At 67.1% G+C, this 14,583-nt stretch carries 12 protein-coding genes and 1 tRNA gene; 8 read left to right on the top strand and 5 right to left on the bottom strand.

The window, feature by feature from the left end; genetic code table 11:
- Positions 1–11 precede the first annotated feature (11 nt).
- On the top strand, positions 12–206 hold the full coding sequence (locus tag ACFOWZ_RS12485) for a helix-turn-helix transcriptional regulator (protein ID WP_109629217.1): 195 nt from the start codon (positions 12–14) through the stop codon (positions 204–206).
- Positions 206–1,384 (top strand): site-specific integrase, encoded by a 1,179-nt coding sequence (locus ACFOWZ_RS12480; RefSeq protein ID WP_382372037.1) that lies wholly within the window; start codon positions 206–208, stop codon positions 1,382–1,384. The genes ACFOWZ_RS12485 and ACFOWZ_RS12480 overlap by 1 nt, the downstream gene beginning before the upstream one ends.
- Positions 1,385–1,462: 78 nt before the next feature.
- Here the strand turns inward: ACFOWZ_RS12480 and ACFOWZ_RS12475 are convergent.
- A tRNA-Lys gene (locus ACFOWZ_RS12475) sits at positions 1,463–1,538 on the bottom strand.
- Positions 1,539–1,725: 187 nt separating this feature from the next.
- Between ACFOWZ_RS12475 and ACFOWZ_RS12470 the strand changes: the two genes are divergently transcribed.
- The gene (locus tag ACFOWZ_RS12470; RefSeq protein WP_382372036.1) at positions 1,726–2,799 is read left to right on the top strand and encodes an aldo/keto reductase; all 1,074 of its coding nucleotides are present in this window, start codon (positions 1,726–1,728) and stop codon (positions 2,797–2,799) included.
- 98 nt (positions 2,800–2,897) lie between these two features.
- Positions 2,898–4,007 carry a serine hydrolase domain-containing protein gene (locus ACFOWZ_RS12465; protein WP_382372035.1) on the top strand — a complete coding sequence of 370 codons (1,110 nt, stop codon included), beginning with the start codon at positions 2,898–2,900 and terminating at the stop codon, positions 4,005–4,007.
- A 1-nt stretch (position 4,008) separates the two neighbouring features.
- Here ACFOWZ_RS12465 and ACFOWZ_RS12460 read toward each other — a convergent pair whose 3' ends face one another.
- Positions 4,009–4,917, bottom strand: coding sequence for a CobW family GTP-binding protein (locus ACFOWZ_RS12460; protein WP_382372034.1), 909 nt, complete (start codon positions 4,915–4,917; stop codon positions 4,009–4,011).
- An 11-nt stretch (positions 4,918–4,928) separates the two neighbouring features.
- Positions 4,929–5,726, bottom strand: a complete 798-nt coding sequence (locus ACFOWZ_RS12455; protein WP_382372033.1) for an LLM class F420-dependent oxidoreductase — start codon at positions 5,724–5,726, stop codon at positions 4,929–4,931.
- Between the two features lie 106 nt (positions 5,727–5,832).
- Between ACFOWZ_RS12455 and ACFOWZ_RS12450 the strand changes: the two genes are divergently transcribed.
- The 3 genes from ACFOWZ_RS12450 to ACFOWZ_RS12440 are packed head-to-tail and all read left to right on the top strand — an operon-like array spanning position 5,833 to position 12,710.
- Positions 5,833–6,363, top strand: coding sequence for a hypothetical protein (locus tag ACFOWZ_RS12450; protein WP_382372032.1), 531 nt, complete (start codon positions 5,833–5,835; stop codon positions 6,361–6,363).
- A 3-nt stretch (positions 6,364–6,366) separates the two neighbouring features.
- Complete coding sequence (locus ACFOWZ_RS12445) at positions 6,367–8,292, top strand: flotillin family protein (protein ID WP_382372031.1); 1,926 nt, start codon at positions 6,367–6,369, stop codon at positions 8,290–8,292.
- A complete protein-coding gene (locus tag ACFOWZ_RS12440; RefSeq protein ID WP_382372030.1) occupies positions 8,289–12,710 on the top strand; it encodes a DNA repair ATPase in 4,422 nt (1,473 codons plus the stop codon). The genes ACFOWZ_RS12445 and ACFOWZ_RS12440 overlap by 4 nt, the downstream gene beginning before the upstream one ends.
- Here ACFOWZ_RS12440 and ACFOWZ_RS12435 read toward each other — a convergent pair.
- Together ACFOWZ_RS12435 and ACFOWZ_RS12430 are read right to left on the bottom strand one after the other, a co-directional pair.
- Positions 12,707–13,183: a hypothetical protein gene (locus tag ACFOWZ_RS12435; RefSeq protein ID WP_382372029.1), complete on the bottom strand. Its 477-nt coding sequence runs from the start codon at positions 13,181–13,183 to the stop codon at positions 12,707–12,709. The two genes, ACFOWZ_RS12440 and ACFOWZ_RS12435, sit on opposite strands and share 4 nt — an antisense overlap.
- An 85-nt stretch (positions 13,184–13,268) precedes the next feature.
- Complete coding sequence (locus tag ACFOWZ_RS12430) at positions 13,269–13,715, bottom strand: PPOX class F420-dependent oxidoreductase (RefSeq protein WP_382372028.1); 447 nt, start codon at positions 13,713–13,715, stop codon at positions 13,269–13,271.
- Between ACFOWZ_RS12430 and ACFOWZ_RS12425 the strand changes: the two genes are divergently transcribed.
- Entirely contained in the window at positions 13,714–14,526 is an 813-nt protein-coding gene (locus ACFOWZ_RS12425; RefSeq protein WP_382372027.1) for an oxygenase MpaB family protein, read from the top strand. The two genes, ACFOWZ_RS12430 and ACFOWZ_RS12425, sit on opposite strands and share 2 nt — an antisense overlap.
- Positions 14,527–14,583 lie beyond the last annotated feature (57 nt).

Here is a 14,583-nt window from a genome sequence, read left to right as displayed (position 1 = left end):
GGGAGAACATCATGGAGACACACCAGTTCGAGCCACTGTGGACAGTCAACGACGTTGCGGCCTACCTGAACGTCCCGGTCCACACGCTCTACGGCTGGCGAACGAAGAACTACGGCCCGCCCGCACGGCGCTTGGGGAAGCACCTGCGGTACCTGCCATCCGAGGTGCGGAGCTGGTTCGAGCACCTGCTTGAGGAGGCGGCCTGATGCCTCGTCCACCACTCGACATCGGCACGTACGGCAAGATTCGTTGCAGTCAAACAGAATCCGGCTGGATCGCAGTCGCGAACTACCGGGACTTCGACGGCAAGACGCGGCCTGTACTCCGGCGCGGGAAGACCAAGCCAGAGGCAGAGCGGAGGCTCAAGAAGGCGCTCGCCGAGCGCAAGGGTCCGGCTGGCGACTCCCTCACTCCGGACAGCCGGTTCAAGGAAGCATTGGACCTCTGGCTGGCGAAGTTCCAGAAGCTCGTGGACATGGGCAAGCGGTCGCCTAGCAGCCTCGACACCTACCGGAGCATCCTCGGCCGGCATGTCCTTCCGGGCCTCGGTGAGCTGCGGATTCGTGAGATGACCGTGGCTCGAATCGATGCGTTCTTGAGTGCGCTCTGGCGGTCGGTCGGTGTCGACAGCGCCAAGACGGCGCGCTCGGTGATCTCGGGTGCCCTGCGGATCGCTGTCCGGGACAAGGCGCTGGACACGAACCCCGTGCGGGACACCGACCCGTTGGAAAGCGGGCGGAAGAAGAGCCCCAGGGCGCTCACGCGGGAGGAGCGTCTGACGTGGCTGGAGATGCTGGAGTCCGACCCGGTGGCGGTTCGGAAGGACCTCCCTGACCTGTCGCGCTTCATGATGGCCACGGGCGTGCGCATCGGCGAGGCACTGGCCGTCTACTGGGACGACGTCGACTTCGAGGCCGGAACGGTCGACGTGAACTACACGGTCATCCGGGCCGCTGGGCTCGGGCTGATCAGGAAGTCGACCAAGACGGAGGCGGGTGAGCGGACGCTCCCGCTGCCCAAGTGGGCGCTCGACATGTTGCAGCGGCGTCGTGCAGCCACGCTGTTCCCGAACGGGCCGGTCTTCCCGAACAGCCTCGGTGGCCTGCGTGATCCGTCGAACACCCGCAGGGACATCCGCAAGGCTCGCGGAGGGGACGAGTTCGCCTGGGTGACCTCGCACGTCTTCCGCAAGACGGCGGCCACGATCCTCGATGAAGCGGGGCTCTCCGCGCGGGTCGTCGCGGACCAGCTCGGGCACGCCCGGCCGTCCATGACCCAGGACACCTACCTCGCGAGGAAGGCGGTCGATCGGAAGGCGGCTGACGCTTTGGAAGGGGCGCTCGACCGGGCTGACCAGGACGAACCCGGAGAGGCCGCAGATTGAGAGTCAGCGAGTAAAGCGCATCAAAGGCGTATCAGTGATCTTCCAAAGCGAAACCCCCAGGTCCAGGACCTGGGGGTTTGGTGGGCCGCCAGGGACTCGAACCCTGAACCCGAAGATTAAAAGTCTCCTGCTCTGCCAATTGAGCTAGCAGCCCTCGCCGGGACAGCCTACCGATCTACCCCGCCGTGTGTCGTCCGGGTTGCCAACCTCACGGTTGACGCACCCCGCCGACCGAGAGCGAGAGGATCAGGCAAGACCCCGGTCGGATCGAAGTACCGCCGGCACGAGCCAAGAGCTGAACTTGGAGCACAACGAACGAACCCCTCCAAGGAGCCAGCCAAATGCCGCTCGACCACTACGTCACCCTGGGCCGCTCCGGCCTCCGCGTCAGCCCCGCAGCCCTCGGCGCCATGACCTTCGGCGAGGATCCCGGATCTGCCGGCTGCAGTGTCGAGGAGTCGGAGAAGATCCTCAAAGCCTACCTCGATCGCGGCGGGAACTTCGTCGACACCGCCAACTTCTACACCAACGGGCACTCGGAGAAGATCCTCGGCGACTTCCTGAAGGCCAACGGCATCCGCGATCGGGTGGTGCTGGCGTCCAAGTTCTTCTTCAACATGCACCCCGGCGATCCCAACGGGGGTGGGGCTGGGCGCACGACGATCAGGAGGCAGCTCGAGGAGACCCTTCGGCGCCTTCAGACGGACTACCTGGACCTCTACTGGATGCACAACTGGGATCGGAACACCCCGATCGAGGAGACCCTCGCGACGCTCGACGATCTGGTGGGATCGGGCAAGGTCGGGTACATCGGGTTCTCCAACGTGCCTGCCTGGGTGACGGCGCAGGCCCAGACGATGGCCGTGCTGAACCGGTGGACGCCGTTGATCGCGTTGCAGGTCGAGTACTCGTTGCTGGCGCGGACGGTCGAGGGGGAGATCGCGCCCATGGCTCGGGACATGGGGATGGCGCTGGTGCCTTGGAGCCCGCTCAAGAACGGGTTCCTCAGCGGCAAGTATCGAAGGAACGCGCAGGTCAGCGACTCGGAGCGGGCCGGTTACATCAATCCGCCGACCGAGGACGAGTTCAAGGTCATCGACGCAGTCATCAAGATCGCCGAGGAGACGAACACCACCGCGGCGGCCGTGTCGCTGGCCTGGCTGAAGGCGCAGAAAGGCACCGTTGTGCCGATCATCGGGGCACGGAGACTGGAGCACCTGGAGAGCAACCTGGAAGAGGTCGTGCTCACCGCGGATCAGCTCGAAGAACTCGACCAAGTCTCCAAACCCGACCTCAACTACCCCGCGCCGCTGCACGGTGAGTTGCGGGCCATGCTGCAGTTCGCCGGCACGACGGTGGACGGCGAGGCGTCCACCATCTACCCGCCGCTTCTGCAGAGCAGCGTTCGCTACTGAGGTGGAGCCTGCTCCACCCGATCAACGGCAGCGAGCGTGACTGTGCCGAGAAGCAAGAATTGGAAGTCTCTCCCCATCGACGAAAGGGGAGGCGCACGATGAAGAAGACGCTGGTAGGAGTGCTGGCCGTGGCCATGCTGTGCAGCGGAACGGCCATGGCCGCGCCCGGCGACCAGGTTCAGAAGCAGCTCGACGGGCTCGCGAAGGAGTTCCCCGCCGCGCTCGCCACCGTCACCGAGGCGAACGGCAGGGCCGTGCAGTACACGTCCGGCACGTCCGAACTGGGCAAGCGCGTGCCCGTTCCGAGGAACGGGCAGGTGCGGGCCGGGTCCAACACCAAGGCTTTCGTTGCCACCGTGGTCATGCAGCTCGTCGGGGAGGGGAAGGTCGAGCTCGACAAGCCGATCAACCACTACCTGCCCGGCGCGGTCAAGGACGACCGGATCACCGTGCGGCAGCTGCTCAACCACACCAGCGGGCTCGCGAACTACACGCAGTACTTGGGACTCGACAAGTTCGAGGAGGTGCGGCACCGGTACCTCGAGCCGTATGAGCTGTTGAACGTCGGCAACGCGCACCCGGTGACCAACGAGCCCGGCGCGAAGTTCAAGTACAGCAACACGAACTACGTGCTGCTGGGGCTGCTGATCCAGAAGGTCACCGGGCGGCCGGTCGCCGAGAACGTCGACCAGCGGATCGTCCGGAAGCTCGGGTTGAAGGACACCTACTGGCCCGGTGTCGGTGACGAGACCATCCGGGGGCGGCACCCGCACGGGTACGCCAAGACCGCCAACGGGGTCGAGGACGTCACCGAGCTCGACCCCTCGTGGGGGTGGGCGGCTGGGCAGATCATCTCCACCACCACCGACCTCAACACGTTCTACCGCGGGCTGTTGAAGGGTGATCTGCTGAAGAAGGCCCAGCTCGACGAGATGCAGAAGACCGTCGACACCGCCGGCGAGATGTGGCCCGGCGTCGAGTACGGGCTCGGCATCGCGAGCTCGCCGCTCACGTGTGGTGGCCGGTACTGGGGGCACGGCGGCGACATCCACGGGTTCGAGACTCGTGGTGGTGTGGCGCCCAACGGGAAGGCGTTCTCCGTCGCGGTGACTGCCCTCCCCGGCACGCTCCAGGACACGCCGGAGGAAGCGGCGAAGGCGCACGACGACGTGCTGTCCACTGTGGACAAGGCGCTCTGCGGGAAGTGAGTCAGCGGGCGTACCGGAGCACCCAGAGCATGTCCTGCTCGGTGACCGGTCCGTCCGCCACGCACGCCATCAGCCAGTCCGTCAACGAGTCCGGATCGATGCCCGCCCCGATCAGCACCAGCTGCGTCGGGGCGGGCTCGACCGGTGTGAACGAGACGTAGGAGCCGACGGTGTGCAGCATGAACGTGCCGCCGGGGAACTGCACGAAACCCTTGGCGCGGAACAACCCCTCGGGGCGTGCGTCCAGGAAGTCCATGAACAGCTTGGGGTGCAACGGATCCGAGGACTCGAACGACACGCTGTCGTAAACGGCGTGCGCGTGCGTCGAGTGGTCGTCCAGATCGTCGAACGACAGCTGGCGCGGCCCGAGGTCCGGCGGGCGCACCTCGAACAGCAGCGCGGGGTCGATTCGCCCGTACGACACGGGGAGCACCGGCACCGAACAGGGAAGCGACGGCAGCGTCGAGACCCTGTCGACCTTGTTCAGCACCACCAGGTCGGCCAGTGAAAGATCACGCGACAGGTCCGGCACGGCCTGGAACTCCACCGCGTCGACCACGTAGATCAAGCCGCCGTACGTCACCCCCGGCGCCTGGAGCACCATCCTGACCAGCGTCGACGGCTCGGCCAGGCCGGACGCCTCGATCACGATGACGTCCAGGTCGGCCGCGGCCAGCTTCGACAGCATGGAGTCCAGCTCGGTGCCGTCGACCGCGCAGCACAGGCAGCCGTTGGACAGCGACACCATCGAGTCGACCTGGGCCGACACCGCGAACGCGTCGATGTTGATCCGACCGAAGTCGTTCACCACGACGCCGATCCGCGTGCCGCCGGACGTGCGCAGCAGGTGGTTGAGCAGGGTGGTCTTGCCGGAACCTAGGAAGCCGGCGAGCACGACGACGGGGATCACGCCGACCGAGGTTAGCCAATGAACTCGGCGTTGCGCTCCAGCACCTCGTCCACGGTGCCGTCGAACGCCGGAGGGTAGATCACCAGCTCGTCCACGCCGAGGTCCTCGTACTCCCTGATCACCGACGGAGACAGCGGCACCTGCGCCGACACGCTGATCCGGAACCCCTCGGGGCGCGCCGGGAAACGCGCGAGGTGGCCTCGGATGTCGTCGGGCGTGCCGATGCCGAACCACCCCTGCGCACGGGTCACCGCCCGCCGGAACGCCGCGCCGCTGTGCCCGCCGACGACCACCCGCACGTTGGACGGCCGCGGATGGGCGTCGACGCCGGAGAACGACACGAACTTGCCGTCGAACGACGGCGACGGCGAGTGCCACAGCTGGTCCATCGCGTCCAGGTACTCGTCGGTCCGCGCGCCCCTGTCCTCGAACGACGCGCCCACCGCGGTCATCTCCTGCTCCAGGTAGCCGGCGCCCACGCCCAACGTGAACCGCCCGCCGCTCAGCAGGTCGAGCGACGCCACCTGCTTCGCGAGCACCAACGGGTTGCGCTGGGGCAGGATCAGGATGCCGGTCGCGAGCTCCAGCCGGGACGTCGAGGCCGCCACGAACCCGAGGTGCGTGAGCGGATCCACGATCACGGTGTCCGGTTCGGACGGTGACGGGTCGACCTTGGGCGACGGCAGCACCACGTGATCAGACGCCCACCAAGAGTGATAGCCGAGTGACTCCGCCAGCTGGGCGAGTCGTCGCGTTTCGTCCGGTCCGGCGGTGTCGCCGATGTTCAGCCCCTGCACCCCGATGTCCATGATCCGAACAACTGCCGAGTGACCTCTGTCATTCCCGCGAAAACTCGCGTATCAGTGCAACGGATCACGCCTCCAGAACATCTGAGGGGCAAGAAGGGGGGCGAGGATGACCGAGTTCGTTGCTGCCGCGCTGGCGTTCCCGACCGTGCTGTTCAGCTTGCTGGTGCTCGTGGTGCTGGCGTACTGGCTCACGGCGGCGCTGATCGGCATGGACCACCTCCACGCCCCGGTGCTGCCGATCTCGATCTCGCTCTTCGTGTTGATCACGTGGTTCGCGGCGCTGGTCGGCACGGTCGTGACGCCGGAGGGGAAGCTCCGGTACGTCGTCCTCCTCGGCGCGCTGCTCGTGGGCGCGCTGCTCACCAGGATCCTCCTGATCCCGGTCAGGAACTGGACCAAGCCGGAGAAACCCGCCTCCCGCAACGATTTCGTGGGTCGCACGGCGATCGTGAAGACAGCGCGGGTGACCGAGAACTACGGGCAGGCCGAAGTCACCGCCGACGACGGCGGTACGGCGGTCGTGCAGGTGCGAGCCTCGCAGAGCACCGAACTGAAAGCGGGACAGACCGCGCTGATCTTCGACTACGACGCAGAGGGCGAGTTCTTCTGGGTCGTGGACATCACCACAGGGGGCTGACAAATGGGTGCGATTTCGACGGGCTTGCTCGTGCTGATCGCCGTGATCGTGGTCGTGCTGATCCTCGCGACGATCACGTTGAGCAGGTTGTTCAAGAAGTGCGAACAGGGCAAGGCGCTCATCGTCTCGAAGATGAGAAAGGTCGACGTGACCTTCACGGGCACAGTCGTCCTACCTGTGCTGCACAGATGCGAGACGATGGACATCTCGGTGAAGACCATCGAGATCCGCAGGGCCGGCAACGATGGCCTGATCTGCAAGGACAACATCCGCGCGGACATCCGCATCACGTTCTTCGTGCGGGTCAACAAGACCGTCGAGGACGTCATCAAGGTCGCGCAGGCGATCGGCACCGAGCGCGCGAGCCACGAGGCGACGCTGCAGGAGCTGTTCAACGCCAAGTTCTCCGAGGCGCTCAAGACCGTCGGCAAGCAGCTCGACTTCGTGGACCTCTACACCCACCGCGACGAGTTCCGCGACCGGATCGTCCAGGTCATCGGCACCGACCTCAACGGCTACAGCCTCGAGGACGCGGCCATCGACTACCTGGAGCAGACGCCGCTCAAGCAGCTCGACCCGGCGAACATCCTGGACGCGCAGGGCATCCGCAAGATCACCGAGCTGACCGCGATCGAGCACGTCAAGACCAACGAGTTCACCCGCAACGAGGAGAAGGAGATCACGCGCCAGAACGTCAGCGCGCGTGAAGCGATCCTGGAGCTCGAACGTCGTCAGGCGGACGCGGAGATCAGGCAGAAGCGGGAGATCGAGACGGCCCGCGCGCAGCAGGAGGCGGAGACCCAGAAGGTCCAGGCCGAGGAACGCCTCAAGGCCAACACCGCGTTCATCCGCACCGAGGAGCAGCTCGGCATCCAGTCCGAGAACAAGGCCCGCGAGATCGCCGTCGCCGAGAAGAACCGCGAGCGCGTGATCGCCGTCGAGACCGAGCGCATCGAGAAGGACCGCATGCTGGAGGTCATCGCGCGCGAACGCGAGACCGCGCTGCGCATGATCGAGAAGGACAAGGAGCTCGAGCACGAGCGCCGCGCCATCGCCGACCTGGTGCGCGAGCGGGTCGCGGTCGAGAAGACCGTGGCCGAGCAGGAGGAGAACATCAAGCGCCTGCGTGCGGTCGAGTCGGCCGAACGCGACCGCCAGCAGATCGTGATCATGGCCGAGGCCGAGGCGCAGCAGTCGCTGGTCAAGGACATCAAGGCCGCCGAGGCTGCGGAACAGGCCGCGCAGCACAAGGCCCGCGAGGTCGTCGTGCTCGCCGAGTCGCGCCAGCAGGCCGCCGACCTCGACGCCCGCGCCAAGATCCGCCTCGCCGAGGGCATCCAGGCCGAGACCGCCGCGGCCGGCCTCGCGAACGTCCAGGTCAAGGAACGCGATGCCGAGGCCATCGAGAAGGTCGGCCGCGCCGAGGCCGTGGTGGACCGCGAGAAGGCCCTGGCCGACGCCGAGGGCATCAAGGAACGCCTCAAGGGCGAAGCGGAAGGCTTGTCGCACAAGGCCGAGGCCATGGCCGCGCTCGACACGGCCACCCGCGAGCACGAGGAGTACCGCCTGCGTCTCGAGGCCGAGAAGGAGATCCGGCTCAAGGGCATCGACGTGCAGCGCCAGGTCGCCGAGGCTCAGGCCATGGTCCTCGCGGCCGGCTTGGAGAAGGCCGACATCGACATCGTCGGTGGCGACACGATGTTCTTCGACAAGATCGCGAACGCGATCACCGCGGGCAAGCAGGTCGACAGCTTCGTCGGCCACTCCGACGTCGTGCAGGCGTTGGGCGCCAAGTGGATGGACGGGACCTCGAACTTCCCTGAGGACCTGACCAAGATCCTCAGCTCGTTCACGACGGGTGACGCGCAGAACATCGCCGCGGCGATCGCGCTGACCCAGATGGCCAAGAACAACGGCCAGAACGCATGACACAACTCGACGCGGGCACCTACGAGGTGCTGCGGGCCCGGCTGGCCGAACAGGCCGCCGGGCTCGCCCGGAGCACGGAAGCGCTGAACGCCCAGCGCGTCGAGACGTTCGGCAGCACCGCGCTCGAACTCCTCGCCACCGAACGGATCCGCACCGAGAACAACTGCGTGCCGCGGGACATCGTCGCTCTCGGCGAGCAGATGTTGTTCGGTTACAACGTGTTCATGGGTCTCAAGCCCGAGACGACGGTCAGCGACGTCTTCGCGGTGCACGGCAGGGACTTCGCCGCGGTCGAGGCGGACTTCCTGCAGGACCCGAGATTCCGCAACGACTTCGCCGAGCTCTACCGCTACTACCGCGAGACGCGGCTGCTCCAGCTGCGGACCGTCGAGTCACGGCTGCTCGCGGTGTTCCAGACCGGCGCGCGGATCGAGGACATCCGCGTCCTGCGCTGGGACATCGCGGTCGACGGCACCGTCACCTACCTCGACAACCGCGGCGACCGCGACCACGTGTTCCCGCCCTCGCACGACGTCACGTGGGTCGAGACGACCCGCGAGCAGCACGTGCTCGGCCGGCACCCGCACATCGCGATCGAGAACGAGGTCTTCGTCGAGACGGTCGGCGGCACGCTGACCGTCAAGATCGAGAACAACACCGAGGTCGGCGAGGGCGTCTACGACGAGCCCGTCGACGAACCGTTGCAGAGTCTCGCTGACGCGGACGTGCACTACGCCCGCGTCGGCCCGCTGATCCTGCTCAGGATCCGCCCGTACAACGAGACGGCCTTGCGGCACCTCGTCTTCAACACCCGCACCAAGGCGGTGGTGAGGCTCGACGGCATCGGCCAGGCCTGCCAACGGCTTCCGGAAGACCAGGGAATCATCTTCCCCGGCGGCTACTACCTGGTCACGGGCGCGGACAAGACGTTCGACGTCGACACCGACGATCTCGAGTTCGAGCGGGTCGTCAGGTCGGCGAACGGCGAGGACGTGCTGTTCGTCTACCACGCCCGCCGCGAGGGCCGCAGCCTGCTGCTGCCCTACAACGTGATCCGCAAGGAGGTCGCCACCCCGCTCGTGTGCCACGGCTACTCGCTCTTCGCCGACGGCACGCTGGTGGTGTTCCGCGAGACCGGCTCCGACCCCGTGCGGGTACACCCGATGCAGGTCTGGCGCACGCCGTTCGTGCAGGACGAGGTGCTGCCCGAGCAGGCGGGTCCGCTCGCCCGCATCGGCAACGCCGAACTGGTCCGCGGCATCTCGGACTGCCTGTCCATCACCAGGATGAGCGCCGAGATGACCCCGAGCGCGCCGGTGTTCGAGGGCCTGATCGCGCTGTGCACCAGGGTGGTCGACGGTGTCCACTGGCTCGACGAGCTGGGGCTCAAGCAGGACGTCCTGGCCGTCCGCGCCACGGCCGAGCAGGTGCTGGACGAGTTCGAGGCCGTCCGCACGCTCACCGAGCACGCCGCGGGGCAGCTCCGCACCGCCTCCGAGAAGCTCGCCTCGCTCATCAGGCTCGCCAGGTCCGCCGCGCCGCGCAGCGCCGACGAGTGGGTGCGGCTGCTCGCCGACCTGCGGTCCGCGCAGGGCCGGTTGATCACCCTCAAGGACCTCAAGTACGTCGACCTCGAAGAGATCGACCGGCGCGAGGCCGAACTCGTCGAGGAGCTCGGCGCGTCCGCACGGCGGGCCGTCGCGTTCCTCAGCGGTGAGGGCGCGTTCGCCCAGTACCACGAGGAGATCGAGCAGATCGCGGCCGCGGAGCTCAAGACCGCGGCCGAGGCCGAGCCGCTCAAGGAACGGCTGGAGCAGCAGCAGGCCGGGCTGGAGGTGCTGACCGAGGTCGTCAGCACGCTCGACGCCGCCGACACCACGACCCGCACGCAGATCCTGGCGAGCATCGGCGAGGTGCTGGCCGCGGTCAACCGTGCACGGGCCACTGTGGACGGTCGTCGCGTCCAACTCGCCAACGCCGAGGGCCGCGCCGAGTTCGCCGCGGAGTTCGCGCTGCTCGGCCAGGCCATCACGGGCGCGCTGTCCGTCGCGGACACCCCTCAGCGCTGCGACGACCAGCTCGGTCGGCTGCTGCTGCAGCTGGAGAACCTGGAGTCGCGGTTCGGCGAGTTCGACGACTTCCTCGCCCAGGTCGGCGCCAAGCGCACGGACGTCTACGAAGCCTTCTCCGCGCGCAAGCAGACGTTGCTCGACGAACGCGCGCGCAAGGCCGACAGGCTCGTGCAGTCCGCCGAACGGGTGCTGGGTACGATCCGCCGTCGCCTCGGCAAGCTCACCTCGACCGACGAGATCAACACGTACTTCGCGGGCGACCCCATGGTCGCCAAGGTCCGTTCGGTCGCCGAGGAGCTCAGAAACCTCGGTGACGTGCGGGCCGACGAGCTCGACGCGAGTCTGCGCGATGCCCGGCAAGAGGGAGGCCGGGCACTGCGCGACCGGGCCGATCTGTACGACGGCGCGTCGATCGTGCTCGGTCGTCACCGCTTCCCGGTGACGACCGAGCCGATGAACCTCACGCTCGTGCCGCGCGACGGCAGCGTGTTCTACGCCGTGACCGGCACCGACTACCGCAGCGAGGTCAGGGATCCGGAGTTCGCCCGCACCAGGGCGTTCTGGGACCAGCTGCTGGTGAGCGAGACCCAGGACGTCTACCGGTCGGAGCACCTCGCCGGGTGCCTGCTCGCCGAAGGCCGCACGGACGTCACGAACGCCGCCGCGGAACGGTACGACGAGGGCTACGAGAAGGGCGTCCACGACCACGACGCCGAGAAGATCCTCGCTGTCCTGCAACGACTCCACACCGGTGCCGGACTGCTGAGGTACCCGCCGGCCACCCGCGCCAGTGCACAGATCTTCTGGTCGGAACAACCGGAAGACCAGCGTGCGGTGTGGTCGCGCAAGGCCGAGTCGCTGGCCCGTGCCCGCACGATCTTCGGTGGCACGCACGGAATTCGTGAGCTGACGAAGCAGTTCGGCATCGACGAGCTGGCGGCGGAGTACCTGTTCGAGGAACTCGCCTGCGAGCCCAGGGGATTCGTCACCAGCAAGGCCGCCCGCACGGTGATCGACAGGTTCCGCGCCGTGGTCACCGAGGAACTGCACGACCGCGACCTCATCGAGGCGTGGCTCCACGCGTTCCTCGGCGACGAGGACTGCCCGGAGTTCCCCGAGGTCGTCGCGGTCCTGCTCACCGACCTGCCGCGCTACGACTCCAGCGCGGCGCTGAGCGAGACCGTCACCGGCCTGCTCGGCACGCACCCGCGCGTGAGCAACAAGTCGATGGAGCTGCGCCTGGACGAAACCCTCACCAGGCTCAGGACGTTCACGACCGAGCGGGTGCCCGCGTTCCGCGCCTACCAGCGCCAGCGCGACGAGCTGCTCGCCGAGGAACGCCGCAGGCTCAGGCTCGACGACTACCGGCCCGCGGTGCTGAACACGTTCGTGCGCAACAGGTTGCTCAACGAGGTGTACCTGCCGTTGATCGGCGACAACCTCGCCAAGCAGCTCAACGACGGCACCGGCCTGCTGATGCTGATCTCCCCGCCCGGTTACGGCAAGACGACGTTGATGGAGTACGTCGCGAACCGGCTGGGCATGGTGTTCGTCAAGGTCAACGGCCCGGCGCTGGGCAACGGCGTCACCTCGCTCGACCCGGAGGAGGCACCGAATGCCACCGCACGCCAGGAGGTCGAACGCATCAACTTCGCGTTCGCCCTGGGCAGCAACGTTCTGCTGCACCTCGACGACATCCAGCACACATCACCTGAGCTGCTGCAGAAGTTCATCTCGCTGTGCGATGCACAACGACGCGTTGACGGCGTGTGGGACGGTGAGACACGCACGTTCGACCTGCGGGGCAAGCGCTTCGCGGTGTCGATGGCGGGCAACCCGTACACCGAGACCGGGCGCGCGTTCCGCGTTCCCGACATGCTCGCGAACCGCGCGGACGTGTGGAACCTCGGTGACGTGCTGTCCGGGCGCGACGCCCTCTTCGCGTTGAGCTACCTGGAGAACGCGTCCGGTTCGAACCCGACGCTGAACGGCGTCGACGTGGAACCGTTGGTGCGCCTCGCGAACGGCGAGAACGTCCGGCACGAGTACGAAACGGTCGAGCTGGAACGGATGCTCTCCGTGGTCCGCAAGCTGCAACGGATCCAGCAGGTCGTGCTGAAGGTCAACCAGGCCTACATCGCGTCCGCCGCGGACCCGTCAGGTGAACCGTTCCTGTTGCAGGGCAGCTACCGCAACATGAACCGGATGGCCGCGAGGATCGTGCCGGCGATGAACGACGACGAGGTGGAGGCGTTGATCGACGACCACTACCTGGGCGAGGCGCAGCTGCTCGGCGGGCTCGCCGAGGCGAACCTCAGGAAGCTGAGGGAGCTGAAGGCCCGTTAGTGGCAGTCCAGTTCCTCGAAGCCGAGGGCACGGAGGTCGATCGGCTGCGACTTCTGCTGCTCCTTCAGCAGCTTGCAGAACTCCTTGGTGTCGTCGAGAGGCCACTCCAGGCAGCGCTCCAGGTCGATGACGCCCAGGTAGTCGTGGTCACAGCGCAGGAAGTCGAACAGGTTCGGCGGTAACCGCTCGGGAGGAGGCGGCGGGACCGGCGGCTTGTGCCGCGGCGGCGGCTTGACACCGCCAGGTTGCCGCGGTGGTGGCGGCGGAGGAGGCGGAGGCCGCAACTCGGGGGCGACGGCCGAGACGGCCGTGGTGGCGGTTGCGGTGATGACCTCGGGCGGAGGAGGTGGCGGTGCCACCAGCCGGATGTCCACCGGTCTGTCCGAAGGAGTCGCGAGCAGCCCTGTGAGCAGGGCCGCACCCATCACCGCCACCGCGGCTGTCAGGTAGCCGCGGCGTCTGACACCAGTCATCGCTTCTGCTCCCCAGGTTCCGCCTGCCCGGTAGCCGCCGTCCCCGTGGAATCGTTTAGCCCGCTAACGGTGTTACTCGCGGGCGTCATCCTGTCTTGTCTGGCCCCGCACCGGTCAGCGAAATGCGCAGAACGACCCGCTGCTCGCGCTGCATGGCGGCCCGGTACTCGTCCCAGTTGTCGTGTTCGCCGGAGATCGTCCGGTAGTACTCGACCAGCAGATCCATCGCTTCCGGCAACGGCACGATCGTCGCGGTGCCGGTGATCTGGATCCACCGGCCGAAGAAGCTGTCCGGCAGCACGCACAGCCAGACGTTCGGATCACGCTGGACTTGCTTCGTCTTGTACGCCGTCGCTCGGGTGGAGACGAGCGCGTCGCCGTTGTCGTCCAACGCGACGAGCACCGGCGACATCGCCGGCGTGCCGTCCGACTTCATCGCGCAGAACACCGCGCGGTGCTGACTGCGGAGCACTTCCCGTGCCTGGTCGAGGTCCATGGTCTTCATCCTGGCGAGGCGGGACGATGTCCGCATGCCCGATCCGAACTCCGTGAGCTGGCAGATGCACGCCGACCCGACGATGTGGATCGCCGGCATCGCGAGCCTCTACCTGCAGGCACTGCACCCCAAGGCCGTCGCCGGTGTGGTGCAGAACTCGAACTTCCAGGCAGATCCGCTGGGCAGGCTGAAGCGCACGGCGGACTTCGTCGGGCTCGGCGTCTACGGCACCGACGAGGAGATCGCGCAGGCCTCGGCACGGGTGCGGGCCACGCACCGCAGCCTGCGCGGGGTCGTCGACGGTCGGACGTTCCGCGTCGATGAGCCCGAGTTGCTGCTGTGGGTGCACTGCTCGGAGGTGTACTGCTTCGAGACGGTTCTCGACCGCGCGGGTTATGGGTTAACAGACCGGCAGAAGGACCGGTACTACGCGGAGCAGCGTTTCGCGGCCACTCTGGTCGGTCTGCACGAGGACGAGGTCCCCGGATCGCGCCGCGAGATGGAGGACTACTTCGATCGGATGCGTCCGGAGCTGCGCCGAACAGCCGATTCCGACGTGATCTACGACTTCTTGCATGGTCCGCCCGTGCAAGGTTGGGTCCGCCACGGCCTCCCGCTCTACCGGGTTCTGGTGGGCCACCTGGCGTATTCGGTGCTACCCGATTGGGCGCTCGAACTGCACGGCCGCGAGCCGTACGCGCGAGCCGATCTGTGGTTGCGAATGGTGCGCCGAGCTGCGCTTTTGGTGCCCGGCAAGATCAGGAGACTCGCCCCGCCCGGCCACCTCAGGCGTGCGATCGAACGATACGGCCGGCATGTGACACCGAGCCGATCGCGGCTGCCGTAGTTGTCACACATCACAGTTGATCATCGCCGCAGGTCCGTAGCATTGCTCACGACTCCA

The organism is Lentzea rhizosphaerae (assembly GCF_042649515.1).
In the GTDB taxonomy this organism is placed as follows: domain Bacteria; phylum Actinomycetota; class Actinomycetes; order Mycobacteriales; family Pseudonocardiaceae; genus Lentzea; species Lentzea aerocolonigenes.
Note: the sequence above shows the minus strand (reverse complement) of the source record. Positions and strands in the feature narration are given on the sequence as shown.

Coding starts and splice junctions, on each gene's coding strand:
- ACFOWZ_RS12485 (WP_109629217.1), top strand. CDS start 12: ATGGAGACACACCAGTTCGAGCCACTGTGGACAGTCAACGACGTTGCG.
- ACFOWZ_RS12480 (WP_382372037.1), top strand. CDS start 206: ATGCCTCGTCCACCACTCGACATCGGCACGTACGGCAAGATTCGTTGC.
- ACFOWZ_RS12470 (WP_382372036.1), top strand. CDS start 1,726: ATGCCGCTCGACCACTACGTCACCCTGGGCCGCTCCGGCCTCCGCGTC.
- ACFOWZ_RS12465 (WP_382372035.1), top strand. CDS start 2,898: ATGAAGAAGACGCTGGTAGGAGTGCTGGCCGTGGCCATGCTGTGCAGC.
- ACFOWZ_RS12455 (WP_382372033.1), bottom strand. CDS start 5,726: ATGGACATCGGGGTGCAGGGGCTGAACATCGGCGACACCGCCGGACCG.
- ACFOWZ_RS12450 (WP_382372032.1), top strand. CDS start 5,833: ATGACCGAGTTCGTTGCTGCCGCGCTGGCGTTCCCGACCGTGCTGTTC.
- ACFOWZ_RS12445 (WP_382372031.1), top strand. CDS start 6,367: ATGGGTGCGATTTCGACGGGCTTGCTCGTGCTGATCGCCGTGATCGTG.
- ACFOWZ_RS12440 (WP_382372030.1), top strand. CDS start 8,289: ATGACACAACTCGACGCGGGCACCTACGAGGTGCTGCGGGCCCGGCTG.
- ACFOWZ_RS12435 (WP_382372029.1), bottom strand. CDS start 13,183: ATGACTGGTGTCAGACGCCGCGGCTACCTGACAGCCGCGGTGGCGGTG.
- ACFOWZ_RS12425 (WP_382372027.1), top strand. CDS start 13,714: ATGCCCGATCCGAACTCCGTGAGCTGGCAGATGCACGCCGACCCGACG.
- ACFOWZ_RS12430 (WP_382372028.1), bottom strand. CDS start 13,715: ATGCGGACATCGTCCCGCCTCGCCAGGATGAAGACCATGGACCTCGAC.